Annotated in this window: 23 protein-coding genes; 13 read left to right on the top strand and 10 right to left on the bottom strand. The window is 59.6% G+C overall.

Features of this window, described 5'->3' with window-relative positions:
- Positions 1–20: 20 nt before the first annotated feature.
- The 3 genes from ICA16_RS25705 to ICA16_RS25695 are packed head-to-tail and all read right to left on the bottom strand — an operon-like array spanning position 21 to position 3,483.
- A complete protein-coding gene (locus tag ICA16_RS25705; protein WP_095190174.1) occupies positions 21–641 on the bottom strand; it encodes a TetR/AcrR family transcriptional regulator in 621 nt (206 codons plus the stop codon).
- 38 nt (positions 642–679) lie between these two features.
- Entirely contained in the window at positions 680–1,822 is a 1,143-nt protein-coding gene (locus ICA16_RS25700) for an HlyD family secretion protein (RefSeq protein WP_150604600.1), read from the bottom strand.
- Entirely contained in the window at positions 1,819–3,483 is a 1,665-nt protein-coding gene (locus ICA16_RS25695; protein ID WP_210701918.1) for an MFS transporter, read from the bottom strand. The genes ICA16_RS25700 and ICA16_RS25695 overlap by 4 nt, the downstream gene beginning before the upstream one ends.
- A gap of 306 nt (positions 3,484–3,789) precedes the next feature.
- Here ICA16_RS25695 and ICA16_RS25690 point away from each other — a divergent pair, with 306 nt between their 5' ends.
- The 6 genes from ICA16_RS25690 to ICA16_RS25665 all read left to right on the top strand — a co-directional run bounded on the left by ICA16_RS25690 (position 3,790) and on the right by ICA16_RS25665 (position 10,163).
- Positions 3,790–5,085 (top strand): OprD family porin, encoded by a 1,296-nt coding sequence (locus tag ICA16_RS25690; protein WP_210701917.1) that lies wholly within the window; start codon positions 3,790–3,792, stop codon positions 5,083–5,085.
- A gap of 398 nt (positions 5,086–5,483) precedes the next feature.
- Positions 5,484–6,308, top strand: coding sequence for an NAD-dependent epimerase/dehydratase family protein (locus ICA16_RS25685; RefSeq protein WP_210701916.1), 825 nt, complete (start codon positions 5,484–5,486; stop codon positions 6,306–6,308).
- 44 nt (positions 6,309–6,352) lie between these two features.
- Positions 6,353–7,246, top strand: a complete 894-nt coding sequence (locus ICA16_RS25680) for an SMP-30/gluconolactonase/LRE family protein (protein WP_210702028.1) — start codon at positions 6,353–6,355, stop codon at positions 7,244–7,246.
- 60 nt (positions 7,247–7,306) lie between these two features.
- Positions 7,307–8,278 carry a TRAP transporter substrate-binding protein gene (locus ICA16_RS25675; RefSeq protein WP_150616433.1) on the top strand — a complete coding sequence of 324 codons (972 nt, stop codon included), beginning with the start codon at positions 7,307–7,309 and terminating at the stop codon, positions 8,276–8,278.
- 77 nt (positions 8,279–8,355) lie between these two features.
- Positions 8,356–8,883 (top strand): TRAP transporter small permease, encoded by a 528-nt coding sequence (locus ICA16_RS25670; protein WP_210701915.1) that lies wholly within the window; start codon positions 8,356–8,358, stop codon positions 8,881–8,883.
- On the top strand, positions 8,883–10,163 hold the full coding sequence (locus ICA16_RS25665) for a TRAP transporter large permease (protein WP_150604594.1): 1,281 nt from the start codon (positions 8,883–8,885) through the stop codon (positions 10,161–10,163). Before ICA16_RS25670 ends, ICA16_RS25665 begins: the two co-directional genes overlap by 1 nt.
- 88 nt (positions 10,164–10,251) lie before the next feature.
- Here the strand turns inward: ICA16_RS25665 and ICA16_RS25660 are convergent, their stop codons facing one another.
- The 3 genes from ICA16_RS25660 to ICA16_RS25650 form a co-directional block, all read right to left on the bottom strand.
- Entirely contained in the window at positions 10,252–11,052 is an 801-nt protein-coding gene (locus ICA16_RS25660) for a sulfite exporter TauE/SafE family protein (RefSeq protein ID WP_210701914.1), read from the bottom strand.
- 9 nt (positions 11,053–11,061) lie between these two features.
- Entirely contained in the window at positions 11,062–12,306 is a 1,245-nt protein-coding gene (locus ICA16_RS25655; protein WP_210701913.1) for an NAD(P)/FAD-dependent oxidoreductase, read from the bottom strand.
- A gap of 167 nt (positions 12,307–12,473) precedes the next feature.
- Complete coding sequence (locus ICA16_RS25650; protein WP_150595589.1) at positions 12,474–12,815, bottom strand: ArsR/SmtB family transcription factor; 342 nt, start codon at positions 12,813–12,815, stop codon at positions 12,474–12,476.
- Positions 12,816–12,911: 96 nt separating this feature from the next.
- On the opposite strand from ICA16_RS25650, the gene ICA16_RS25645 reads away from it, so the two are divergent.
- Entirely contained in the window at positions 12,912–13,775 is an 864-nt protein-coding gene (locus tag ICA16_RS25645; protein ID WP_210701912.1) for an MBL fold metallo-hydrolase, read from the top strand.
- A 125-nt stretch (positions 13,776–13,900) separates the two neighbouring features.
- Positions 13,901–14,797 (top strand): tyrosinase family protein, encoded by an 897-nt coding sequence (locus ICA16_RS25640; protein WP_210701911.1) that lies wholly within the window; start codon positions 13,901–13,903, stop codon positions 14,795–14,797.
- Here ICA16_RS25640 and bkdR read toward each other — a convergent pair.
- Positions 14,772–15,260 (bottom strand): Bkd operon transcriptional regulator BkdR, encoded by a 489-nt coding sequence (bkdR, locus tag ICA16_RS25635; protein ID WP_103305884.1) that lies wholly within the window; start codon positions 15,258–15,260, stop codon positions 14,772–14,774. The genes ICA16_RS25640 and bkdR overlap by 26 nt on opposite strands.
- A 185-nt stretch (positions 15,261–15,445) precedes the next feature.
- Here bkdR and ICA16_RS25630 point away from each other — a divergent pair, with 185 nt between their 5' ends.
- The 5 genes from ICA16_RS25630 (at position 15,446) to ICA16_RS25610 (ending at position 21,656) form a co-directional block, all read left to right on the top strand.
- Positions 15,446–16,681: a 3-methyl-2-oxobutanoate dehydrogenase (2-methylpropanoyl-transferring) subunit alpha gene (locus tag ICA16_RS25630; protein ID WP_150604590.1), complete on the top strand. Its 1,236-nt coding sequence runs from the start codon at positions 15,446–15,448 to the stop codon at positions 16,679–16,681.
- Between the two features lies 1 nt (position 16,682).
- Positions 16,683–17,741 carry an alpha-ketoacid dehydrogenase subunit beta gene (locus tag ICA16_RS25625; protein ID WP_042559684.1) on the top strand — a complete coding sequence of 353 codons (1,059 nt, stop codon included), beginning with the start codon at positions 16,683–16,685 and terminating at the stop codon, positions 17,739–17,741.
- Positions 17,742–19,016 (top strand): dihydrolipoamide acetyltransferase family protein, encoded by a 1,275-nt coding sequence (locus tag ICA16_RS25620; RefSeq protein ID WP_210555113.1) that lies wholly within the window; start codon positions 17,742–17,744, stop codon positions 19,014–19,016.
- A gap of 7 nt (positions 19,017–19,023) precedes the next feature.
- The gene (gene lpdA, locus ICA16_RS25615; protein WP_210701910.1) at positions 19,024–20,397 is read left to right on the top strand and encodes a dihydrolipoyl dehydrogenase; all 1,374 of its coding nucleotides are present in this window, start codon (positions 19,024–19,026) and stop codon (positions 20,395–20,397) included.
- A gap of 239 nt (positions 20,398–20,636) precedes the next feature.
- A complete protein-coding gene (locus ICA16_RS25610) occupies positions 20,637–21,656 on the top strand; it encodes a branched-chain amino acid aminotransferase (RefSeq protein ID WP_150604587.1) in 1,020 nt (339 codons plus the stop codon).
- A gap of 191 nt (positions 21,657–21,847) precedes the next feature.
- Here the strand turns inward: ICA16_RS25610 and ICA16_RS25605 are convergent, their stop codons facing one another.
- The 3 genes from ICA16_RS25605 to ICA16_RS25595 all read right to left on the bottom strand — a co-directional run bounded on the left by ICA16_RS25605 (position 21,848) and on the right by ICA16_RS25595 (position 24,744).
- Positions 21,848–22,669: a TIGR03915 family putative DNA repair protein gene (locus tag ICA16_RS25605; RefSeq protein WP_210701909.1), complete on the bottom strand. Its 822-nt coding sequence runs from the start codon at positions 22,667–22,669 to the stop codon at positions 21,848–21,850.
- Entirely contained in the window at positions 22,666–23,886 is a 1,221-nt protein-coding gene (locus ICA16_RS25600; RefSeq protein WP_150595510.1) for a putative DNA modification/repair radical SAM protein, read from the bottom strand. The genes ICA16_RS25605 and ICA16_RS25600 overlap by 4 nt, the downstream gene beginning before the upstream one ends.
- A 96-nt stretch (positions 23,887–23,982) precedes the next feature.
- Positions 23,983–24,744: an ArsR/SmtB family transcription factor gene (locus ICA16_RS25595; RefSeq protein WP_210555110.1), complete on the bottom strand. Its 762-nt coding sequence runs from the start codon at positions 24,742–24,744 to the stop codon at positions 23,983–23,985.
- Positions 24,745–24,790: the final 46 nt, after the last annotated feature.

Raw genomic sequence — 24,790 nt, 5'->3', positions numbered from 1 at the left:
GAAGGCTGCGATCTTTTGCGCTAGGGCTCCAACCCGATCCCACGCAAAATCACACTCGTCACCGTCTGCACCGCGCGCTCGAACTGCATGTCCGACAGCGGCTGGTGATCGTTCAGGATATTCACCTGATGATCAAAGTCGGCGTAATGCTGGGTCGACGCCCAGATCATGTACAGCAGGCTCGACGGCTCTACCGGCAAGATGCGCTTGTCCTCGACCCACTGACGGATCTTCGCTTCCTTCATCTTCGCCCAGTCATACAGGCTGACATCCAGCGCCTCGCCCAACGTCGGCGCGCCATGAATAATCTCATTGGCCCAGACTTTCGAACCATACGGCCGGCTGCGCGAGTGGTTCATCTTGGCGCGGATATAGCTGCTGAGCACCACCCGCGGGTCATCGAACATTTCGAAACACAACGCGTCCTGCTTCCACACTTCCAGCAGATCAAACAGCACCGCGCTGTACAGCTCACTCTTGGTGCTGAAGTAGTAATGCAGATTGGAACGCGGCAGTTGCACCTCAGCGGCGATGTCGGCCATGGCGGTGCTGCCGAAGCCTTTTTCGGCGAAGACTTTTTCCGCGGCGAGGAGGATTTTTTCGACGTTACTGCGGCGAATCTCGATCTTGTGATTGCCCATGTGGGCTCCCTGACAACAACGTTTTCGAAGAGTGTTGGTCAATGCGGCTGGGTATCCCCCGCCGCCGTATCAATACTTACCACCACCGACATCCCCGGCCGCAACCGTTCTTCTTCCTGCTGATCGGGATCGATGGTGATGCGCACCGGCACTCGCTGAGCGATTTTGACGAAGTTGCCTGTCGCATTGTCCGCCTGCAACAAGGCAAACTCAGAGCCGGTGCCCGGGGAAATATGCTGCACATGCCCGGTAAATTTGCGGTGGTTCAACCCGTCGACGGTGAAGTGCACCGGTTGCCCGACCCGGACGTTGTTCATCTGGGTTTCCTTCATGTTGGCGATCACCCATTTCTGGTTCGGCACCAATGCCATCAACTGCGCCCCGGAGTTGACGTACGCGCCGAGACGCACGCCGATCTGCCCGAGCTGGCCGTCGCGCGGGGCGACGATGCGCGTGTTCGACAGATCGATCCGCGCCAGTTGCACGGCGGCGTCGGCGCTGGCCACCGCGGCCTCCAGCGAACCGCGATTGACGATCACTGTTTGCAGATCCTGACGGGCGATTTCCAGATTGGCCTTGGCCTGGGCGACGGCCGCGATACTTTGTGCGTCGGCCGCCAGTGCTACGTCCATCTCACGTTTTGACACCGAGCCGTCTCTCACCAGTTCCTTGTTACGACGCAGATCGGCCGCACTTTTGCGTAACTGCGCCTCGCTGTCGGCGACCACTGCCTGACGCAACTTGATCGTCGCTTCGGCGCTGTTGCGTTGCTGCACCACGTTGGCCAGCGCGGCTTTCTGCACCGCCAGTTGCGCCAGCGATTGATCGAGGCGTTGCTGATAGATGCGGTCATCCAGACGCACGAGCAAATCGCCGGCCTTCACATACTGGAAATCCTGCACCGGCACTTCATAAACGTAGCCGGCGAGCTGTGGGCCGATGATCGTCACTTGCCCACGCACCAAGGCGTTTTCGGTGGTTTCGACGGCGCTGCTGAAGGGTGGCAATTGCCAGGCATACAGCACGATCAACACGCCGACGATGGCAATCGCGGCAAAGCCTAACGAAGAGATAATCCGCACCCGCAGCGAACGCGGTTCGGTGTTCGGCGATGACGGCGGCGCCACACCCTCGGGCGTGGCAGCAATGGCATTGGTGGTGGTAGTGGTCGGTTCGGTCATGAAGAAATGGCACCGCTGTCAGGTACGGAAGGCTTATCGGGAGGAGCGGCGACGGCTTTGGTAGTGCTCATCAGCCACAGCGCACGAATGGTTAACCAGATCATGGTCAGCACCGCGATCACCGCGATGAGCATGAACACATCGTTATAGGCCAGCACATTGGCTTCCCTCGTCGCGGCATTGGCCAGGCTGCGAATCCCGGCCAGATTGCGCAGGTTCGGGTCGGCCAGCAACGAGCCGTAGGCCGAGCCGCCGCTCTGCACCCGCGCGGCCACTAACGGATCAGACAGCGTCAGGTGCTCGACGATCTGGCTGGAATGAAATTTCTCGCGAACGATCTGAAACGTCCCGAGCAACGCCGCACCAATCAAGCCGCCAAGGTTATTGCAGATCCCGAACAACACGGAAAAGCTCACCAGATTACGCGGATTGGTCAGCACGTTGCGCGTGCCTAGAACCATGGTCGGGCCGAGGAAAAACGTACTGCCGAACGCCAGCAAAAACTGGCTGAAATACAGGTTTTCGGGGCGGGTCAGATTGTTGGAAAAACTGTCCATCACGGAGCCCGTCGCCATCAATGCGAGCGAGATGATCAACGGCATCAACAAATGTTTTGGGTCGATGGTCAGCGCACTGGTCAACAATCCCGCGACGCTGCCGATCATCATCACCACGTAGAGGCTGTACAACTGCTGACTGCTCATGTTGAGGTATTGCATGAAGCCGACGGCACCGGTGGATTGCTCGGAGGTGACCATGCGAATCAGGATCACCGCCAGCGCCAGACGAATCATCACCCCGCTGCCGAGCCAACGCGTCATCAACATCGGGTTGCTGCGGTTGTGCTCGATGGCCAGGCCCGTGAGGATCAACGCGATCGAACCGGCCAGGGCGACGCCGAGCCAGTCGGCCTCCAGCCACCAGTCGATCCGCCCCAGCGACAGCACCGCGCAGAGCAGCGCCACACCGCTGGCCAGAATCGCGAAGGTGAGAAAGTCGAGTTTTTCAAAGGTCTTGAAACGGTCTCCGGGCGGCAGCTTGAGCAGCAAGACACAACCCAGCGACAGCAGTGCCATGCCCAGTTCGAACAGGTACAGCCCGCGCCATTCGGCAATCTGCAACAAATCTTCGGAAAACAATCGCGCCAGCGGCAAAGCCAACTGCGAGCTGCCGAGGCCGAGCACCAGCGCTTTCATCCGCCATTTCGCCGGAAATGCCTGAACCATGTAATACAGGCCCAGGGAGCTCAACGCCGCGCCGACCATGCCGTGCGCCGCACGCACCGCCACTGCCGAGTTCAAATCGTTGACGAATAAATGGCCGAAGGTCACCAGCGCATACAGCACCAAAAACACCTCGGTGAACGCACGCAAACCGAACTGCTGACGAAACTTGACCAGCAGCAGGTTCATCGACACGTTGGTCATCACATACGCCGCCGGCAGCCAGGCCATTTCCGCCGTGGTCGCACCGAGCGCGCCCTGCAGGTAAATCAGATTGGCGACCACCAGCGAATTGCCCAAACCGCCGGTCAACGCCACCAGCAAACCCACCAGCGCATAGGCCAGTCGCTTGGGATTGGAGTGCAGTGGCGTCGAGGGGGAACCGGGCAAACTGGGCTTCTCGTGAGGCTGCCAGTTGCGCGGGGCGTATTGATCCATTGAAAGGCCTTGTGCGGGAGGTGGATGAAGTTTGCCGCAAAAGTTGCCGCAACACACATTTCCATGGACAACAGAAAGCCCTGTAGGAGCTGTCGAGTGAAACGAGGCTGCGATCTTTTGATTTGGATTTCATAGACAAGATCAAAAGATCGCAGCGTGCCGCAGCTCCTACAGGGGCATCTGACGTGAAGTCATCGTATAACTTCCTGTTGACTTTCCAGTGAAACCTAGGAAATATCCGCACCCATGTTGTACGACGACGTATAACAAATAATAAAAACAACAACTGATACAGGGAGCGACCCAGTGAGCACACTCGTCTGCAATTCCGTCCGCCCTTTCCGATTTTCCGTCACCCGCCCTCGCCTCACCTTAAGTCTGATCGGCTGTAGCAGCCTCGCCTTTGCTTTACCCATGAGCGCCGCCGCCGAAGGGTTTCTCGAAGACAGCAAAGCCACGCTGAACCTGCGCAATGCCTACTTCAACCGCAACTTCACCAACCCGAACAATGCGCAGGGCAAGGCTGAAGAGTGGACGCAGAGCTTCATTCTCGATGCCAAGTCCGGCTTCACCCAAGGCACCGTGGGTTTCGGCATAGACATGCTCGGGCTGTACTCGCAAAAGCTCGATGGCGGTAAAGGCACTGGCGGTACACAGCTGCTGCCGATCCACGATGACGGGCGTCCGGCAGACAACTTCGGTCGCCTCGGTGTGGCATTGAAAGCCAAAGTGTCGAAGACCGAACTGAAGGTCGGCGAGTGGATGCCGGTGCTACCGATCCTGCGTTCCGACGATGGCCGCTCCCTGCCGCAAACCTTCCGCGGTGGCCAGATCACGTCCACCGAGATCAACGGCTTGAGCCTGTACGGCGGCCAGTTTCGCGGCAACAGCCCGCGCAACGACGCGAGCATGGAAGACATGTCGATGAACGGCCGCGGCGCGTTCACGTCCGACCGTTTCAACTTCGGGGGTGGTGAATACGCCTTCAACGACAAGCGCACCCTGGTCGGCGTGTGGTACGCCGAACTCACCGACATCTACCAGCAGCAATACTTCAATCTCAGCCATAGCCAGCCAATCGGCGACTGGACGCTGGGCGCCAACCTCGGTTTCTTCACCGGCAAGGAGGACGGCAGCGCGCAGGCAGGCGATCTCGATAACAAAACCGCGTTCGCCATGCTCTCGGCCAAATACGGCGGCAACACCTTCTACGTCGGCCTGCAGAAACTCGGCGGCGACGATGCGTGGATGCGCGTCAACGGCACCAGCGGCGGCACCCTGGCCAACGACAGTTACAACGCCAGTTATGACAACGCCAAGGAACGCTCCTGGCAGGTTCGCCATGACTACAATTTCGTCGCTCTCGGCGTTCCCGGTCTGACCATGATGAACCGCTACATCAGCGGCGATAACGTCCACACCGCTACCACCAGCGACGGCAAGGAATGGGGCCGCGAGTCGGAACTGGCCTACACCGTACAGAGCGGGCCGCTGAAAAATCTCAATGTGAAATGGCGCAACGCGACAATTCGCCGAGACTTCAGCACCAACGAGTTTGATGAGAACCGGCTCTTTATCAGCTATCCGATTTCGTTGTTGTAACTCACTGGGTCACCGCCACCCCCTGTAGGAGTGAGCCTGCTCGCGATGGCGTCATGTCAGTCAATGCAAATGTTGCCTACACCGCCCCCATCGCTGGCAAGCCAGCTCCCACAGTGTTGGTGTGAATACAGGAATCGTACGTGCCTTTGATACCTGTGGGAGCTGGCTTGCCAGCGATGAGGGCGGCAGATTCAACATCAATGTTGATAGACACTGCGCCATCGCGAGCAGGCTCACTCCTACAGGGATCGCATTGTCAGACGAGAACCGGGTAATCAGCCCTTCCGTCATTTACACCAAAAGTCGCGTTGACAAGATCCGGAAACCCTACCGATACTTCAGCGCAGTCATACGACAACCTACAACAACCCTAAAAACAATACGTGTAAGGGCTTGCCATGACGTCTACCTCCACCACCCGCGTTCCATTTAATCGCCTGCTGCTGACCGGTGCCGCCGGCGGCTTGGGCAGAGTCTTGCGCGAACGTCTGCGGCCTTATGCCAATGTGCTGCGTTTGTCCGACATCGCCGCCCTCACCCCGGCCGTGGATGATCGCGAAGAAGTCTTGCTGTGCGATCTCGCCGACAAAAACGCCGTGCATCAACTGGTCGAAGGCGTGGACGCGATCCTGCATTTCGGCGGCGTGTCCGTCGAACGACCGTTCGAAGAGATTCTCGGCGCCAACATCTGCGGTGTCTTCCACATCTATGAAGCCGCACGCCTGCATGGCGTGAAACGGGTGATCTTCGCCAGTTCCAACCACGTCATCGGCTTCTACAAACAGGACGAGCAGCTCGACGCCAGCTCCGCCCGCCGTCCCGATGGTTACTACGGCTTGTCCAAGTCCTACGGCGAGGACATGGCCAGTTTCTACTTCGATCGCTACGGCATCGAGACCGTGAGCATTCGCATCGGCTCCTCGTTCCCGGAACCACAGAATCGCCGGATGATGCACACCTGGCTGAGCTTCGACGACCTCACGCAACTGCTCGAACGCTCGCTGTACACCCCCAACGTCGGCCACACCATCGTGTACGGCATGTCCGACAACAAGGACGTCTGGTGGGACAACCGCTTCGCCAGTCACCTCGGCTTCGAAGCCAAGGACAGCTCTGAAGTGTTCCGCGAAAAAGTCGAGGCGCAACCGATGCCGGCCGCCGATGACCCGGCGCGCATCTATCAGGGCGGCGCCTTCGTTGCGGCCGGCCCGTTTGGTGACTGACCTGTCCACTTGATCCCCCTCCAATAAGAACCAAGGGAATGAGTATGCAAGCCGAATTGATCGTCGACGCCCGCAACGCGGTCGGTGAAAGCCCGGTCTGGGTGCCGCAGGAGAATGCCCTCTACTGGGTGGATATTCCCAATGGCGGCCTGCAACGCTGGAGCGCCGACACCGGGCATGTTCACGCCTGGAAAGCCCCGCAAATGCTCGCCTGCATCGCCCCTCACAGCCGCGGTGGCTGGGTCGCGGGCATGGAAACCGGTTTTTTCCGCCTGCACCCAAACGCGGACGGCAGCCTCGACAGCGAATTGCTCGCCACGGTCGAACACAGCCGCGAAGACATGCGCCTCAACGATGGTCGTTGCGACCGCCAGGGCCGTTTCTGGGCGGGCAGCATGGTGCTGAATATGGGGCTGAATGCGCCCGAAGGTCGGCTCTATCGCTACGGCGCCACCGAGTCTGGTGTGATCGACGCGCAACTCGACGGTTTCATCGTGCCCAACGGCCTCGGCTTCAGCCCCGACGGCAAAACCATGTATTTGTCCGATTCGCACCCCAACGTGCAACTGATCTGGGCGTTCGATTACGACACTGCCAGCGGCACACCGTCGAACCGTCGAGTCTTCGTCGACATGAATCAGCACTGCGGTCGCCCCGATGGCGCGGCGGTCGATGCCGACGGTTGCTACTGGATCTGCGCCAACGACGCCGGCCTCGTCCACCGTTTCACCCCCGATGGTCGCCTTGATTACTCGCTGCCGGTGCCGGTGAAAAAACCGACCATGTGCGCCTTTGGTGGCGCCCGAATGGACACCCTGTTTGTCGCTTCGATTCGCCCCGGCGATGACCACGACCCGCAGTCTCTGGCCGGCGGCATGTTCGCCCTGAACCCCGGCGTCAAAGGCCTGCCGGAACCACTTTTCGACGATTTGCTTTAACCCGCCTCTGCTGCACCGCTGTGCCTTGAACACAAAAATAACAAGACTGGAGACACCCCCATGGACTTCAAACGCACCTTGCTCGCCGCTGCACTTCCGCTGATGTTCACCTTTGCCGGGGCCGCTCAGGCCCTGGAAATCAAATTCGCCGACATCCACCCCGCCGGTTATCCAACGGTAGTCGCTGAAAAAAGCATGGGCGAAGCCCTGACCAAGGAAACCAATGGCGACCTGACCTTCAAGTATTTCCCGGGCGGTGTGCTCGGCTCGGAGAAAGAGGTCATCGAACAGGCGCAGGTCGGCGCGATCCAGATGACCCGCGTCAGTCTCGGCATCGTCGGTCCGGTGGTACCGGATGTGAACGTGTTCAACATGCCGTTCATCTTCCGCGATCAGGCGCATATGCGCGCAGTCATTGACGGCGAAGTCGGCGATGCGATTCTCGACAAGATCACCAATTCCGAATTCGGCCTGGTAGCCCTGGCCTGGATGGACGGCGGCACGCGCAACATCTACACCAAGAAACCGGTGCGCAAACTCGAAGACCTCAAGGGTATGAAGATTCGCGTGCAAGGCAACCCGATGTTCATCGACACCATCAATGCGATGGGCGGCAACGGCATTGCGATGGACACTGGCGAGATTTTCAGTGCCCTGCAAACCGGCGTGATCGACGGGGCGGAAAACAACCCGCCTACCCTGCTCGAACACAACCATTTCCAGAACGCCAAGTTCTACAGCCTGACCGGTCACTTGATCCTGCCCGAGCCCATCGTGATGTCGAAAATCACCTGGGAAAAACTGACTCCCGATCAACAAGTACTGGTCAAGAAAGCAGCCAAAGCCGCGCAGGCCGAGGAACGCACGTTGTGGGACGCCAAGTCCACCAGCAGTGAAGAGAAACTCAAGGCTGCCGGCGTCGAGTTCATCACCGTCGACAAAAAACCGTTCTACGAGGCCACCGCCTCGGTCCGCGAGAAGTACGGCGCGCCTTACGCCGACCTGATCAAGCGCATCGAAGCCGTTCAGTAACTCTCTGTCCTCAATGAAAGGCCCGGCAGCGCTGACCTCGTTTGGTGTCAGCGCCTGCCCGGTTACGGTGGAACCCGATGAAGAATCTGCTGCTGAGCATCAATGACCGGATCTACATGGCCTGCATCTGGGTCGCCGGTCTGTCGGTGCTGACCATTTCCCTGATCATCCCCTGGGGCGTGTTCGCCCGTTACATCCTTGGCACCGGTTCGAGCTGGCCGGAGCCCACCGCCATTCTGCTGATGATGGTGTTCACCTTCATCGGCGCCGCCGCCAGTTACCGTGCGGGTGCACACATGGCGGTGGCCATGGTCACTGATCGCCTGAACCCGAACATGCGCAAAACCATGAGCATTGTTTCCCAGGTGTTGATGGGCATCATCTGCCTGTTCATGACCATCTGGGGCGCCAAGCTGTGCATGTCGACCTGGAACCAGTTCATGAGCGCCCTGCCGACGTTGCGCGTGGGCATTACCTACATGCCGATCCCGGTTGGCGGCGCGCTGACACTGATTTTCGTCATCGAAAAACTCTTGCTGGGTGACCAGAGCAATCGCCGCGTGGTGCGGTTCGATCTGGTTGAAGAAAACGAAGGGGCTGCCTGATGGACGCATTGATTCTGCTGGGCAGTTTTATCGCACTGATCCTGATCGGCATGCCGGTCGCCTACGCCCTCGGGCTGTCGGCACTGATCGGCGCGTGGTGGATCGACATTCCGTTCCAGGCCTTGATGATTCAGGTCGCGGGCGGGGTGAACAAATTCTCGCTGCTGGCGATTCCGTTCTTTGTGCTGGCCGGGGCGATCATGGCCGAGGGCGGCATGTCCCGGCGCTTGGTGGCATTTGCCGGTGTACTCGTCGGGTTCGTGCGTGGTGGCCTGTCGTTGGTCAACATCGTGGCTTCGACGTTCTTCGGCGCCATTTCCGGTTCGTCGGTAGCCGACACCGCTTCCGTGGGCTCGGTGCTGATCCCGGAAATGGAGCGCAAAGGCTACCCGCGTGATTTCTCCACGGCGGTGACCGTCAGCGGTTCCGTGCAAGCGCTGTTGACCCCGCCAAGCCACAACTCGGTGCTCTACTCGCTGGCCGCCGGCGGTACCGTGTCCATCGCATCGCTGTTCATGGCCGGCGTGGTTCCCGGACTGTTGATGAGCGCGTGCCTGATGGTGCTCTGCCTGATTTTCGCGCGTAAACGCGACTATCCCAAAGGCGAAGTCATCCCGATGCGCCAGGCCCTGAAAATCTGCGGCGAAGCGCTGTGGGGTCTGATGGCGATGGTGATCATCCTCGGCGGCATCCTGTCAGGGATTTTCACTGCCACCGAATCGGCTGCCATCGCAGTGCTGTGGTCGTTCTTCGTGACCATGTTCATCTACCGCGACTACAAGTGGAGTGAACTGCCCAAGCTGATGCACCGCACCGTGCGGACGATTTCGATCGTGATGATCCTGATCGGTTTTGCCGCGAGCTTCGGCTACATCATGACCCTGATGCAGATTCCGGCGAAGATCACCACGCTGTTCCTGACCCTGTCGGACAACCGCTATGTGATCCTGATGTGCATCAACGTCATGCTGCTGTTGCTCGGCACGGTGATGGACATGGCGCCGCTGATCCTGATCCTCACGCCAATCCTGATGCCGGTGATTCTCGGCATTGGCGTCGACCCGGTGCAGTTCGGCATGATCATGCTGGTCAACCTCGGGATCGGATTGATAACACCGCCGGTGGGCGCCGTGCTGTTTGTCGGCTCGGCGGTGGGCAAGGTCAGCATCGAGAGCACCGTGAAAGCGCTGCTGCCGTTCTATGCCGTGCTGTTCATGGTGTTGATGCTGGTGACGTACGTACCGGCTATTTCGCTGTGGCTGCCGCATCTGGTGTTGTAAACCGCTAAAAGAAGCTCCTACAGGAAGCACATTCCCCTGTAGGAGCTGTCGAGTGAAACGAGGCTGCGATCTTTTGACCTTCATGCGCTCAAGCCCGCAACAACATGTACCCCGCCACCACCAGACATACACTCGCAAACCCCACCTGCAACGCCCGGGCCGGCACCCTCGCGCAAAGCTTGCGCCCGATGATCATGCCGACAACGCTGGCGACAATGAACGCCGCGCCAAGGCTGTCGATCCGCACCCCGGCATGAAACGCGCCGACCACGCCTATCGCCGAAATCAGGCTGATCACCATCAATGACGTGGCAACGATGCCGCGCATCTGCACGTCGGTCAGTTGCTTGAACGCCGGCACGATCAAGAAGCCGCCACCCACGCCCAACAATCCTGAAACCACGCCCGTCACCGCACCCAATGCCGCCAGGGTTGCAGTGCATTTGGCCGTCCAGTCGAAGCGTCCGGTCTCTTCATCGAGCATGCAATTCTTTTGGCCCCAACTGGCGTGGCCATGATCACTCGGCCCTGCTTGCTGACGCTCGCGCCGCAGCATGCGCCAGGCAACCATGACCATCAGCAGACTGAACAGAATCATCAGGATCTTCTCCGGCAACTGATGCGCGAAGTAGATCCCCAGCGGCGAAAACACCGCGCCCAGTGCGGCAATCAACAGCGCCGCGCGGTAACGCACCAGACCATGACGCAAGCCATCGATAGCGCCGACCGCCGCCGCACTGCCGACGGCAAACAACGCCACCGGCGCCGCTTGCGTCATCGTCCAGCCGAGCCCGAGCACCAGCGCCGGCACCGCGAGAATCCCGCCGCCGGCCCCGGTCAACCCGAGGACCAACCCCATCACCACGCCAAACAGACTTGCCAGCAACATAGGGTTTTCTCAATCAACCTTGGACAGGCTGGTCAGCCATTCGCGACCCTTGAGCATGCCGTTCCAGTAGAACCACGGCAGCAGCGTTGCCTTCAACCACCATGCCGAACGGCGTGGCACGGTCGGGTCCAGGGCAAAGGTCGGCAGCAATTTACCGGCATAACCGAACTCGGCGAGGATCACTTTGCCCTTCTCCACCGTCAGCGGGCAGGAACCGTAGCCGTCGTACTTAAGCGGCAACGGTTGTTGCTTGCGCAGGGCCAGCAGGTTCTGTGCGACCACCACAACTTGCTTGCGCACCGCCGCTGCGGTTTTTGCATTGCTGGTGCCACAGATATCGCCCAGTGCAAACACCTCGGGATAACGTGGATGCTGCAGGCTGTGCGGATTGACTTCGCACCAGCCAGCGGCGTCGGCCAATGTACTTTGCGCGATAAAGTCCGGCGAGACCTGCGGCGGCACAACGTGCAGCAGATCGAAGGTTTTCGCCTCGCGGGAGACGTTGCCGTCGGCGTCCTTGACCTCAAACCACGCGGTTTTCGCCGGACCATCGACCTTGACCAGATTCGCGTTGAACGCCAGTTGCGCGTTGTACTTCTCGATGTATTTCATCAACGGTGGCACGAACGTGGCCACGCCGAACAGCGCGGCGCCCGCCAGATTGAATTCGACATTGATATTGTTCAGCACGCCGCTTTTCAGCCAATGATCGCAGGACAGGTACAGCGCTTTTTGCGGGGCACCGGCGCATTTGATCGGCATTGCCGGCTGAGTGAACAGTGCCTTGCCGCCGCGTAGTTTCTGCACCTGATCCCAGGTGTACTGCGCGTGCTGATAGCTGTAGTTGGAGGTGACGCCGTGCTGGCCGAGGCTGTCCTGCAATCCTTCGATTTTCTCCCAGGCCAGACGCAGGCCGGGGCAGACGATCAGGTTTTGATAGCTGATATTGCGTTGATCGCTGAGGGTGAGTTGGCGGTTGTCCGCGTCGATTTGGGTAACCGCCGCTTGAATCCAGGTGGCCTGGCGCGGCATGACTTTGCTCATCGGCCGAACGGTGTCTTTCACGTCATAAGCGCCACCACCAACCAGCGTCCACGCCGGTTGGTAGTAATGCTGGGAACTCGGTTCGATGACGGTGATGTTCAAGTGCGGATCGCGCCTGAGCAGGCTGGCGACGAAGGCGATACCGGCAGTGCCGCCGCCGATGACCACGATATCTGCACTGATGGATGGGCCCCAGTGTTGATCGTTCATTGCTTGTTCCTTATAGCTGCACGCAAGGATTTCTCAGCCACCACACAAAACAAACTGTAGGAGTGAGCCTGCTCGCGATAGCGGTAGTTCAGCCGAAATCTTCATTGACTGACCCACCGCTATCGCGAGCAGGCTCACTCCTACAGGTTCTGTGTGTGGGCGGATATTTATTGGTGACCCAGGCTTTTCAGCACAGCGCCGCAGTAGAGCCCGGACAATGTCTTCATCACCTGAATCACTTCAGGACTGGCCAGGCCGTAAAAGATGTACTTGCCTTCACGACGGGTTCCGACCAATCCCTCATCGCGCAGGATGCCCAATTGCTGGGACAGCGTCGGTTGACGCACGCCGGTCATCTTTTCCAGTTCGCCGACATTGCGTTCGCCCTGCGTCAGTTGACAGAGGATCAACAGGCGATCTTCATTGGCCATGGCCTTGAGCAGCGAACAGGCCTTGGAGGCCGAGGCGCGCAATTGGGCGACTTCACATTCGGTCAGACTGGATTGCATTTGCATGATGCCTTCAACGTCACTTAAGCTGCGAACATTATGTTTTTACATAAAGTGTTGCAACTGACTTTTCCACCCTTGCACAGGTTCATGTCCATGCCCGCGTTGATTGAAGCCTTTCTTGACCCCGCCTCCTCGACCTACAGCTACGTGGTCTACGAGGCCGATGGCGGACAATGCGCAATCGTCGACCCGGTGCTCGACTACGATGGCGCCGCCGGCCGCACCTGCACCGCTCAGGCCGACAAGATCATCGCTTTTGTGCGGGCACACAGCCTGCAAGTGCAATGGCTACTGGAAACCCACGCCCACGCCGATCACCTGTCCGCCGCGCCCTATCTACGCCGGGAACTGGGCGGCAAAATCGCGATTGGCGAATCGATCAGCAAAGTGCAGAACGTGTTCAAGGCGCTGTTCAATCTCGAGCCGGAATTCTGTGTCGATGGCTCGCAGTTCGATCACCTGTTCGCGCCGAACGAGTCATTCACCATCGGCAACCTCAAAGCCACGGCGCTGCATGTGCCGGGGCATACACCGGCCGACATGGCTTACCTGATCGACGGCGAGCAGATTCTGGTCGGTGACACGCTGTTCATGCCGGATGTCGGCACGGCGCGCTGCGACTTCCCCGGCGGCAATGCCCATCAACTGTTCAACTCGATTCACAAACTGCTGGCCTTCCCTGCCAGCGTGAAACTCTACGTTTGCCACGACTACCCGCCTGAAGGCCGCGAAGCCCAATGCCAGACCACCGTCGGTGAACAGCGTAAGAGCAACATTCATGTACATGACGGCATTGATGAAGCGGCGTTCGTCGAGATGCGCACCCAGCGCGATGCCGGGCTCGGCATGCCGACGTTGTTGCTGCCGGCGATTCAGGTGAATGTGCGCGCGGGGAATTTTCCGGCGGCGGAAGACAACGGTGTGGTGTACCTGAAGATTCCGCTCAATTCTTTATAGGAACCAGTCACTCGAACCATCACCAGCTTATTTTTCCTACGAACGCTGGCGATAGTGATGAACTGGTGAAAATCCTCTCAGCGAGCAGACTCCATTGAACAAACATTCAATGGAGTTTTCGCAATATGGATATTCGTCGTAATCACCGTGACATGTCAGCGGCACAGAAAGCCGCGTTCATCAGGGCGATCCTGATTCTGAAGAATCATACCCCCAGCATTCTGCGACCCGGCGAGCAGTGTCGCTACGATGACTTTGTACAGATTCACAAGAACTCCATGGGGCTGGGCAATCCGATCACCCCCAACCCCCATCGCAACCCGCTGTTTTTTCCCTGGCACCGGATCCTGATTCGCCAATTCGAGTGGGAACTGCAAGTCGTGGCTGACGACCCTGGCATTACCCTGCCTTACTGGAACTGGAGCATGAGCGGCGCAGACAATCCCTTCAATGATGACTTCATGGGCAGGGATGGCGATCCCCAGTCAAACCAGCGTGTAACCCTCGGGCCATTTGCTTTCAAAGGTCGCGCCTTTGACGTCAGGGTCTGGAATGGTGACGAAGGAGCTCCGGAACTCAGGCGCGACTTCGGCGCGGACGGCTCGCCACTGCCTGACGCGCAAGAAATCGAGTCGGTCATGATGCGAACACCCTACTGGTCTGAACCTGAAGGGTGGGAAAACACTATTGAGCAGATGCACAACAATGTGCATTCGTGGGTGGGCGGCAACATGGGTACAGCCACATCGCCGAACGACCCGATATTCTTTCTGCACCACTGCCACCTCGATTACCTGTGGGAACGGTGGAAGCGTCAGCACCCTGCCGAACCCGCCATCGCGTTTGCCGATGACGCCTCCCAGGACATGCTCGATGTCACCCTGATCTTTCATCCGGACATCGAGCCTGCACCTTGGCAAAGAACCTGGAAGGTTGGACAGGTCCTCGACACGGAGGCACTTGATTATCGGTATGACTTGAGTGATGGCGCCGCAATCAGGCGCCCAGAATCAGACCGTTGACCGGCAGCGGCAACGCCGTCTTGTAGCGCACCTGTTTGAGTGCAAAGCTCGATCGGATATTCGCCACACCGGGAACCTTGGTGAGGAAGTCCATCATGAAGCGTTCCAGCGACTGAATCGTCGGCACCAGGACCCGGATGAGGTAATCCGGGTCTCCGGCCATCAGGTAGCACTCCATTACCTCAGGGCGATCAGAAATCGCCTCTTCGAAATGCTGCAGCGCCTCCTCGACCTGCTTCTCCAGGCTGACATGGATGAACACGTTGACATGCAGGCCCAGCAAATCGGCGTCGAGCAGCGTGACTTGCTCGCGAATCAGGCCTAATTCTTCCATGGCCTTGACCCGGTTAAAGCACGGTGTCGGCGACAGATTTACCGAGCGTGCGAGGTCGGCGTTGGTGATGCGCGCATTCTCCTGAAGGCTGTTGAGAATGCCGATATCGGTACGGTCCAGTTTGCGCATGAGACAAAACCACCTGTTTTTTATGTTTATGCAGATTTTTTATCTGCAAATCGTCTCCAGCGCAACGAAACAGAGAGAAATATTCTTCTTGCCCGCGCCTATGATTGTTGTAGGACAAGATTTCTTCTACCGAAGAATGACTGCCAGCTCACTACAAGAAATTCACAAGATCGAGCGTAGAAGCCATGACCCAAGCGTACGAACCGCTGCGTCTGCACGTCCCTGAACCCTCGGGCCGTCCAGGCTGCAAAACTGATTTTTCCTACCTGCATCTGACCGATGCCGGTACGGTGCGCAAACCTCCCATCGACGTAGAACCTGCCGACACCGCCGACTTGGCGCGAGGCCTGATTCGCGTGCTCGACGATCAGGGCAACGCCCTCGGCCCATGGGCTGAAAACGTGCCGGTCGAGATCCTGCGCAAAGGCATGCGCGCCATGCTCAAGACGCGCATCTACGACAACCGCATGGTGGTCGCCCAGCGTCAGAAAAAAATGTCGTTCTACATGCAGAGCCTTGGCGAAGAAGCCATTGGCAGCGCCCAGGCGCTGGCGTTGAACGTCGACGACATGTGTTTTCCGACCTACCGTCAGCAAAGCATTCTGATGGCGCGCGACGTGCCGTTGGTCGACCTGATCTGCCAGTTGTTGTCCAACGAGCGCGATCCGCTCAAGGGCCGTCAACTGCCGATCATGTACTCGGTGAAGGACTTCGGCTTCTTCACCATTTCCGGCAACCTCGCCACCCAGTTCATTCAGGGCGTGGGCTGGGGCATGGCCTCGGCGATCAAGGGCGACACCAAAATCGCCTCGGCCTGGATCGGCGACGGCGCCACCGCCGAATCGGACTTCCACACCGCCCTCACCTTCGCCCACGTCTATCGGGCGCCGGTGATCCTCAACGTGGTCAACAACCAGTGGGCGATTTCGACCTTCCAGGCCATCGCTGGCGGTGAAGCCACCACCTTCGCCGGACGCGGCGTCGGTTGCGGCATTGCCTCGCTGCGTGTTGATGGTAACGACTTCTACGCGGTCTACGCGGCTTCTGCCTGGGCTGCCGAGCGCGCCCGCCGCAACCTCGGCCCGACCATGATCGAATGGGTCACCTACCGCGCCGGCCCGCACTCGACCTCCGACGATCCGTCCAAATATCGTCCGGCCGATGACTGGAGCCACTTCCCGCTCGGCGACCCGATCGCGCGTCTCAAACAGCACCTGATCAAGATCGGCCACTGGTCCGATGAAGAGCACGCCGCCGTCAGCGCCGAACTCGAAGCCGAAGTGATTGCCGCGCAGAAACAGGCCGAGCAGTACGGCACCCTCGCCGGTGGCCAGATTCCAAGCGCCGCGACCATGTTCGAAGACGTCTACAAAGAGATGCCGGAGCACTTGAAGCGCCAGCGTCAGCAGTTGGGGGTCTGAGATGAACGATCACAACAACAATATTCAGCTGGAAACCGCCATGACCACGACCACCATGACCATGATCCAGGCCCTGCGCTCGGCCATGGATGTGATGCTTGAGCGCGACGATAACGTGGTCGTGTTCGGTCAGGACGTCGGTTACTTCGGCGGCGTGTTCCGCTGCACCGAAGGCCTGCAGACCAAATACGGCTCATCGCGGGTGTTCGACGCACCGATCTCCGAAAGCGGCATCGTCGGCGTCGCCGTCGGCATGGGCGCTTACGGTTTGCGTCCGGTGGCTGAGATCCAGTTCGCCGACTACGTCTACCCGGCGTCCGACCAGATCATTTCCGAAGCGGCGCGTCTGCGCTATCGCTCGGCTGGCGAGTTCACCGCACCGATGACCCTGCGCATGCCGTGCGGTGGTGGCATCTACGGTGGCCAGACCCACAGCCAGAGCATCGAGGCGATGTTCACTCAAGTCTGCGGCCTGCGCACGGTCATGCCGTCCAACCCGTATGACGCCAAAGGTTTGCTGATCGCCTCCATTGAAAACGATGACCCGGTGATCTTCCTCGAGCCAAAACGCCTGTACAACGGCCCGTTCGACGGCCACCACGACCGCCCGGTAACCCCGTGGTCGAAACACCCTGCCGCGCAAGTGCCGGACGGTTACTACACCGTGCCGCTGGACGTCGCCGCGATCACCCGTCCGGGCAAGGACGTCACCGTCCTGACTTACGGCACCACCGTGTATGTCTCGCAAGTGGCCGCTGAAGAAAGCGGCGTCGATGCCGAAGTCATCGACCTGCGCAGCCTGTGGCCGCTGGACCTGGAAACCATCGTCAAATCGGTGAAGAAAACCGGTCGCTGCGTGGTGGTTCACGAAGCCACTCGCACCTGCGGTTTCGGTGCCGAGTTGGTATCGCTGGTGCAAGAGCATTGCTTCCATCACCTGGAAGCGCCGATCGAACGCGTCACCGGTTGGGACACCCCCTACCCGCACGCGCAAGAGTGGGCGTATTTCCCTGGCCCGTCCCGTGTGGGCGCGGCTTTGAAACGGGTTATGGAGGTCTGAATGGGCACGCACGTTATCAAGATGCCGGACATTGGCGAAGGCATCGCAGAAGTAGAACTGTCGCAGTGGCACGTCAAGGTTGGCGATCTGGTGGTTGAAGATCAGGTACTCGCGGATGTCATGACCGACAAGGCGATGGTCGATATTCCGTCGCCGGTGCACGGCAAGGTGATTGCGCTTGGCGGTCAGCCGGGTGAAGTGATGGCGGTTGGCAGCGTGCTGATCAGCATTGAAGTGGAAGGCGCGGGCAATCTGAAAGAATCGGCTGCGCCGGCTGCGGTTGCTGCCAAGGAACCTGCTGCACCGAAAGTCGAAGCTGTCGTAGAAACCAAACCCGCCGCCGCTGCACCGCGTTCGGCTGCCGTTTGCCAGGGCCCGATGGTTGCCCGTGAGGCGGATGAACGTCCGCTGGCCTCTCCGGCCGTGCGCAAACACGCGCTGGATCTGGGCATTCAATTGCGCCTCGTGCGTGGCAGTGGCCCGGCCGGTCGCGTATTGCACGAAGACCTCGACGCCTATCTGGCGCAAGGTCAGTCCAACGCTCAAGCGCCAGTGGCAGCGGCTTATGCCCAGCGCAACGACGAAGAACAGATTCAAGTGATCGGCATGCGCCGCAAGATCGCCCAGCGCATGCAGGACGCCACCCAGCGTGCCGCGCACTTCAGTTACGTCGAAGAAATCGACGTCACCGCGATTGAAGAACTGCGCGCGCATTTGAACGAAAAACACGGCGCCAGCCGTGGCAAGTTGACCTTGCTGCCGTTCCTCGTCCGCGCACTGGTCGTCGCCCTGCGCGACTTCCCGCAGATGAACGCCCGTTACGACGACGAAGCCCAGGTAATCACTCGCCTCGGCGCTGTGCATGTCGGGGTCGCCACGCAAAGCGATGTCGGCTTGATGGTGCCGGTGGTGCGTCACGCCGAAGCGCGCAGCCTGTGGGACAGTGCTGCAGAAATCTCGCGCCTGGCCAACGCCGCCCGCAATGGCAAGGCCAGCCGCGATGAACTGTCCGGCTCGAGCATCACCCTGACCAGCCTCGGTGCGTTGGGCGGCATCGTCAGTACGCCGGTGCTGAATCTGCCGGAAGTGGCGATCGTCGGCGTCAACAAAATCGTCGAGCGCCCGATGGTCGTCAAAGGCCAGGTAGTGATCCGCAAGATGATGAACCTCTCCAGCTCCTTCGATCACCGCGTGGTCGATGGCATGGACGCGGCGCTCTTCATCCAGGCCATTCGTGGCTTGATCGAACAACCCGCCACTTTGTTTGTGGAGTAAGGCTCGTATGCAATCTCTGAACACCACGCTGCTGATCATCGGCGGCGGTCCTGGCGGTTATGTGACGGCGATTCGCGCCGGGCAACTGGGCATTCAGACCATTCTGGTCGAAGGCCAATCGCTGGGCGGCACTTGCTTGAACATCGGCTGCATTCCCTCGAAAGCGCTTATCCATGTGGCTGAGCAGTTTCATCAGACCCAGCAGCACAACCAGCATTCGGCACTGGGTATCAGCGTTTCGGCGCCGACCCTCGATATCAGCAAAAGCGTCGAGTGGAAGGACGGCATTGTTGATCGCCTGACCACTGGCGTCGCCGCATTGCTGAAGAAGAACAAGATTCAAGTCATCAACGGCTGGGCCAAAGTCATCGACGGCAAAACCGTGGAAGTCGGCGACACGCGCATCCAGTGCGAGCATCTGGTGCTGGCCACCGGTTCGACCAGCGTCAATCTGCCGATCCTGCCGATTGGCGGGCCGATCATCTCCTCCACCGAAGCGCTGGCGCCGAGAAACGTACCGAAACGCCTCGTCGTGGTCGGCGGTGGTTATATCGGTCTGGAGTTGGGCATTGCCTATCGCAAGCTTGGCGCGGAAGTCAGCGTGGTCGAGGCGCAGGAGCGCATTCTGCCGGCCTATGACGCAGAGCTGACGCAACCGGTGCATGAAGCGCTGAAGCAACTGGGCGTGAAACTGTATCTGAACCACAGCGTGCAGGGTTTCGACGGTACGTTGCAGGTGCGTGATCCAAACGGCGACACCCTGAATCTGGAAACCGATCAGGTGCTGGTGGCCGTCGGTCGCAAACCGAATACACAAGGCTGGAACCTTGAAGCGCTGAATCTGGACATGAATGGTTCGGCGATCAAGATCGACGGCCGCTGCCAGACCAGCATGCGTAATGTCTACGCGATCGGCGACCTGAGCGGCGAGCCGATGCTCGCCCACCGCGCCATGGCCCAGGGCGAGATGGTCGCCGAGCTGATCAGCGGCAAAACCCGCGAATTCAATCCAACCGCCATCGCTGCCGTGTGCTTCACCGACCCGGAACTGGTGGTGGTCGGCAAAACGCCGGACGAGGCCAAGACTGCCGGGCTCGACTGCATCGTTTCCAGTTTCCCGTTCGCTGCCAATGGCCGGGCGATGACGCTGGAATCGAAAACCGGCTTCGTGCGCGTGGTCGCGCGTCGCGACAATCATCTGATTGTCGGCTGGCAAGCGGTGGGTGCCGGGGTTTCGGAATTGTCCACGGCGTTTGCGCAAAGCCTGGAAATGGGCGCGCGGCTGGAAGACATCGGCGGCACCATTCATGCGCATCCGACCTTGGGTGAAGCGGTGCAGGAAGCGGCGTTGCGTGCGTTGGGGCATGCGTTGCATCTGTAAAGATCAAAAGATCGCAGCCTTCGGCAGCTCCTACAGGGGTTCGCTGAGCTTTTGTAGGAGCTGCCGCAGGCTGCGATCTTTTAATGGTGGATGCGGATTTTCATAAGCAGGCTATAAATCTGCTATCTCCCGATAGTCCGGGCTGCGAAACCGCTCAAGAATGAAGTATTGTTGTGCCCATCCAAAAAACGTCAGAAGCCTTGAACCGTTTCGGCGGTTGTTCAGTGATAGAGGGTGTCATGGGTAACGAAAGCATCAATTGGGACAAGCTGGGTTTTGACTACATCAAGACCGACAAGCGCTATCTGTCGTACTTTCGCGATGGCGAGTGGGACAAAGGCACCTTAACCTCTGACAACGTGCTGCACATCAGCGAAGGCTCGACTGCCCTTCACTATGGTCAGCAGTGCTTCGAAGGCATGAAGGCCTATCGTTGCAAGGACGGTTCGATCAACCTGTTCCGCCCGGACCAGAACGCTCTGCGCATGCAACGCAGCTGCGCGCGTCTGCTGATGCCGATGGTCGAAACCGAGCAGTTCATCGAAGCCTGCAAAGAAGTGGTTCGCGCCAACGAGCGTTTCATTCCGCCATACGGCACCGGCGGCGCGCTGTACCTGCGTCCGTTCGTGATCGGCGTGGGTGACAACATCGGCGTGCGCACCGCGCCCGAGTTCATCTTCTCGATCTTCTGCATCCCGGTCGGCGCCTACTTCAAGGGCGGCCTGACCCCGCACAACTTCCAGATCTCCAGCTACGACCGCGCCGCCCCACAAGGCACCGGCGCAGCCAAGGTCGGCGGCAACTACGCGGCCAGCCTGATGCCGGGCTCGAAAGCGAAGAAAGCCAACTTCGCTGACGCGATCTACCTGGACCCGATGACCCACACCAAAATCGAAGAAGTCGGCTCGGCCAACTTCTTCGGGATCACCCACGACAACAAGTTCGTGACCCCGAGCTCACCATCGGTACTGCCGGGCATCACCCGTCTGTCGCTGATCGAGCTGGCGAAAACGCGTCTGGGTCTGGAAGTGGTTGAAGGCGACGTGCTGATCGACAAACTGGCTGACTTCAAGGAAGCCGGCGCCTGCGGCACTGCTGCGGTGATCACCCCGATCGGCGGTATCAGCTACAACGACCATCTGCATGTGTTCCACAGCGAAACCGAAGTCGGCCCGGTTACCCAGAAGCTCTACAAAGAGCTGACTGGCGTGCAAACCGGCGACATCGAAGCGCCAGCGGGCTGGATCGTCAAGGTTTGATCTGACGGCTGCTGATGTACGAAAGCCCCCACCGGGAAACCGGTGGGGGCTTTTTATTTAAAGCGAGATCAAAAGATCGTCCGATCGCGGCCCGAGCCTTCGGCAGCTCCTACAGTGACTCAGTATGCTTGGGACATTTGTGTATCGGGTGTTCACGCTTCCCTGTAGGAGCTGCCGAAGGCTGCGATCTTTTATTTAAGCGCAATCCGCTTCCCGGAACGCCCGGCAATCCCGCTAGCCTGCCCATTCTGCTGTTTGCCCATCCGCGCCTGCATGATCAACCCGGGGATCAACTCCCCCTCCGGCAGATTTTTCCAGAACCGCACCGGCAAATGACCTTGCATCACCTTCGGGTTGAGCCGTGCCGGGTTGAAGATGTGGCTGTAGTAGGTCAGCCACAGATCACCGTGCGGATCGTCGACATTCTGTGCCATTTGCTGCCATTCCACCGGGCATTGGCGCTCATGGATTAGTTGTTCACCATCGTAATAAACGCCATCACGCGGGGTAGCGATCAGCCAACGGTGCCGGCCCATGCGCGCGACGAAATGCTCGCTGGCGCTGTGCAGGATGTCGTGGGCCGGTTCATGCCAGGCCACATATTGCGGACCTGGCAAATCTTGCGGCCGCTCGATGAAGCGCACAAAAGCATGCAGGTGATGGGCTTCGCGGCGTATTTGCTTGATCCGCCGCTGTAATTCGCTGCCCAGCTTGTCCCCAGCCATCATCGCCGTGCGATCGCCGTGGCTGACCCGCCATAGAACTTCGTACAAGAGACTCCAGCGCTGGTCGCCGCGATATTGTGCAGCTTGCCCAAGCGTATCGAGCAATGCTCGCGGGATCCGCGCCTGGAATGGCCCCTGCCCTTCGGGTACCTGATGATCACTGGCGAAAAGATCACTGACGCCCTCGCTGGCCCAACTCACCACACTCGGGTCGACTTCATGGCTAAGCAGCCAGCGTGCCTGCTGGCGCCAGGTGTCGAACAGGTCGTCGCAATCGAGATTGATCATCCCCACAACCCCATCTGCTGCGGCATCGGCCGGTCGCGCAATTGCTGATACAGCAATTGGCTGGTGACCTCGGCCTGCTGCGGGTGGTAATCGCTGGTGATGATGAACGGCTTGGCCTTGGCCAGCACACAACGCATGCGCGCCACGTCTTCGTAACGGATGCGCCGCTGCCGGCGCAACTCCACCAGGCGTTCCGTGGTGCGCAGGCCAATCCCGGGAATGCGCGCGATCAACGAGGGTTCGGCGCTGTTCAGGTCCAGCGGGAATACCTCGCGATTCTGCAGCGCCCACGCCAGTTTCGGGTCGATATCCAACGCCAGGTTTCCCGGCCCCTTGAGCAACTCGCCGGCGCTGTAACCGTAGCTGCGCAACAGAAAATCAGCCTGATACAAGCGATGCTCGCGCATCAGCGGAGGCGCGGCCAGCGGCACGCTTTTCGGGCTGTCGGGGATCGGACTGAACGCCGAGTAGTAGACCCGGCGCAGCCGGAAGTTACCGTACAAGGCCTGGGCGCCATGGAGGATGGTGCTGTCGTCGGTGTCATCGGCGCCGACAATCATCTGCGTGCTTTGTCCGGCCGGCGCGAACTTTGGCGCTCGTGGCTCGTTGAGTACGGTCTGCTCGCCGGTGTAGATGGTTTGCATCGCCTGCTTGATCGAACCGATGTCTTTCTCCGGAGCGAGGATTTGCAGGCTGGTATCGGTCGGCAGCTCGATGTTGACGCTGAGGCGATCGGCATAACGTCCAGCCTCCGCGATCAATGCCGGATCGGCTTCGGGAATGGTCTTGAGGTGGATGTAGCCGCGAAACTCGTGCTCTTCGCGGAGCAATTTGGCCACTCGAACCAGCTGCTCCATGGTGTAGTCCGCCGAGCGGATAATCCCCGAACTGAGAAACAGCCCGCTGACGCAGTTACGGCGGTAGAAGTCCATGGTCAGCGCCACGACTTCCTCGGGCGTGAAACGCGCGCGAGGTACATCGCTGGAGCGGCGGTTGACGCAGTATTGGCAATCGTAGAGGCAGAAATTGGTCAGCAGAATTTTCAGCAGCGAGACGCAGCGCCCGTCCGGCGTATAACTGTGGCAAATGCCCATGCCATTGGTCGAGCCCAGACCACTCTTGCCCTCGGAACTGCGCTTGGGCGCGCCACTGCTGGCGCAGGAGGCGTCGTACTTGGCGGCGTCGGCGAGAATACTGAGCTTGTCGATGATTTGCATGGCACGGGCCCTTTACTGGTTGCATATACAGTATAGGGTCGACCTGTCAGGTTCAAGGTGTAAGCGTGCCCTTCGTCGGCAGATCAAAAGATCGCACTACACGTGATCACCGCTCTTTGTAGGAGCTGCCGAAGGCTGCGATCTGTTGATCTGACTGTTCTCAATCGTCAATTCGATACCAAACTTGGCACGAATTTCCTTGCGCCCCACCGCCGTCAACGCCAACGCCCGACTGTCCAGATCCTGCGTCACCCACTTGCGCTTCAACGCCGTTTGCAGCAACGCCGCCCCCAGTGCCCCACCGAGATGCGGCCGGCGCATGCTCCAGTCCAGGCACGGGCAGGCAAATTTGCGCCGCAGTGCATTCAAGTCCTCGACCTCAATGCCCAACCCCGCAAACAGCGCCTCACCGCTGTCGCTCAAGCGATACGCCTGCTCGTCGGTCGCCAGCAACCACCCCGCTTCGAGCAAGCGGTCGTGCAGCATCACCGCCAGTGTCCCGGCCATGTGGTCGTAGCAAGTGCGGGCAAATTGCAGGCGATCCGGTGTGTGCGGCTTGAAGGTTGGCGCGGCGTTCTGGCCGATCACCATCAACGCTTCCAGCGCCTGTGCGACACGTTTGTCGGCGAGGCTGTAATACCGATGGCGGCCCTGAACATGCAGACGCACCAGCGCAAGATCCTTGAGTTTGGCCAGGTGCGCACTGGCGGTGGAGGCGCTGACTTCAGCAACGGCTGCCAGCTCGGTGCTGGTGCGGGCGTGGCCGTCCATCAGCGAGCAGAGGATTTTCGTGCGCGCCGGCTCGGCGATGGCCGCGGCCACCTGCGAGACGCCGATGTCTTGATGTTCTGCGTGCATATTTCGCTCCCGGACGAATCATCGCCGTTACGGACTGCAGATAGTA

It is taken from the genome of Pseudomonas anatoliensis (assembly GCF_017976235.1).
GTDB lineage: Bacteria > Pseudomonadota > Gammaproteobacteria > Pseudomonadales > Pseudomonadaceae > Aquipseudomonas > Aquipseudomonas anatoliensis.
Note: the sequence above shows the minus strand (reverse complement) of the source record. Positions and strands in the feature narration are given on the sequence as shown.

Bases quoted from the DNA above. Each gene is read 5' to 3' on its own strand.
- ICA16_RS25660 (WP_210701914.1), bottom strand. From the start codon at position 11,052: ATGTTGCTGGCAAGTCTGTTTGGCGTGGTGATGGGGTTGGTCCTCGGG.
- ICA16_RS25620 (WP_210555113.1), top strand. From the start codon at position 17,742: ATGGGCACGCACGTTATCAAGATGCCGGACATTGGCGAAGGCATCGCA.
- ICA16_RS25625 (WP_042559684.1), top strand. From the start codon at position 16,683: ATGAACGATCACAACAACAATATTCAGCTGGAAACCGCCATGACCACG.
- ICA16_RS25670 (WP_210701915.1), top strand. From the start codon at position 8,356: ATGAAGAATCTGCTGCTGAGCATCAATGACCGGATCTACATGGCCTGC.
- ICA16_RS25675 (WP_150616433.1), top strand. From the start codon at position 7,307: ATGGACTTCAAACGCACCTTGCTCGCCGCTGCACTTCCGCTGATGTTC.
- ICA16_RS25645 (WP_210701912.1), top strand. From the start codon at position 12,912: ATGCCCGCGTTGATTGAAGCCTTTCTTGACCCCGCCTCCTCGACCTAC.
- lpdA (WP_210701910.1), top strand. From the start codon at position 19,024: ATGCAATCTCTGAACACCACGCTGCTGATCATCGGCGGCGGTCCTGGC.
- ICA16_RS25595 (WP_210555110.1), bottom strand. From the start codon at position 24,744: ATGCACGCAGAACATCAAGACATCGGCGTCTCGCAGGTGGCCGCGGCC.
- bkdR (WP_103305884.1), bottom strand. From the start codon at position 15,260: ATGCGCAAACTGGACCGTACCGATATCGGCATTCTCAACAGCCTTCAG.
- ICA16_RS25665 (WP_150604594.1), top strand. From the start codon at position 8,883: ATGGACGCATTGATTCTGCTGGGCAGTTTTATCGCACTGATCCTGATC.
- ICA16_RS25605 (WP_210701909.1), bottom strand. From the start codon at position 22,669: ATGATCAATCTCGATTGCGACGACCTGTTCGACACCTGGCGCCAGCAG.
- ICA16_RS25610 (WP_150604587.1), top strand. From the start codon at position 20,637: ATGGGTAACGAAAGCATCAATTGGGACAAGCTGGGTTTTGACTACATC.
- ICA16_RS25680 (WP_210702028.1), top strand. From the start codon at position 6,353: ATGCAAGCCGAATTGATCGTCGACGCCCGCAACGCGGTCGGTGAAAGC.
- ICA16_RS25705 (WP_095190174.1), bottom strand. From the start codon at position 641: ATGGGCAATCACAAGATCGAGATTCGCCGCAGTAACGTCGAAAAAATC.
- ICA16_RS25695 (WP_210701918.1), bottom strand. From the start codon at position 3,483: ATGGATCAATACGCCCCGCGCAACTGGCAGCCTCACGAGAAGCCCAGT.
- ICA16_RS25640 (WP_210701911.1), top strand. From the start codon at position 13,901: ATGGATATTCGTCGTAATCACCGTGACATGTCAGCGGCACAGAAAGCC.
- ICA16_RS25600 (WP_150595510.1), bottom strand. From the start codon at position 23,886: ATGCAAATCATCGACAAGCTCAGTATTCTCGCCGACGCCGCCAAGTAC.
- ICA16_RS25685 (WP_210701916.1), top strand. From the start codon at position 5,484: ATGACGTCTACCTCCACCACCCGCGTTCCATTTAATCGCCTGCTGCTG.
- ICA16_RS25650 (WP_150595589.1), bottom strand. From the start codon at position 12,815: ATGCAATCCAGTCTGACCGAATGTGAAGTCGCCCAATTGCGCGCCTCG.
- ICA16_RS25655 (WP_210701913.1), bottom strand. From the start codon at position 12,306: ATGAACGATCAACACTGGGGCCCATCCATCAGTGCAGATATCGTGGTC.
- ICA16_RS25630 (WP_150604590.1), top strand. From the start codon at position 15,446: ATGACCCAAGCGTACGAACCGCTGCGTCTGCACGTCCCTGAACCCTCG.
- ICA16_RS25700 (WP_150604600.1), bottom strand. From the start codon at position 1,822: ATGACCGAACCGACCACTACCACCACCAATGCCATTGCTGCCACGCCC.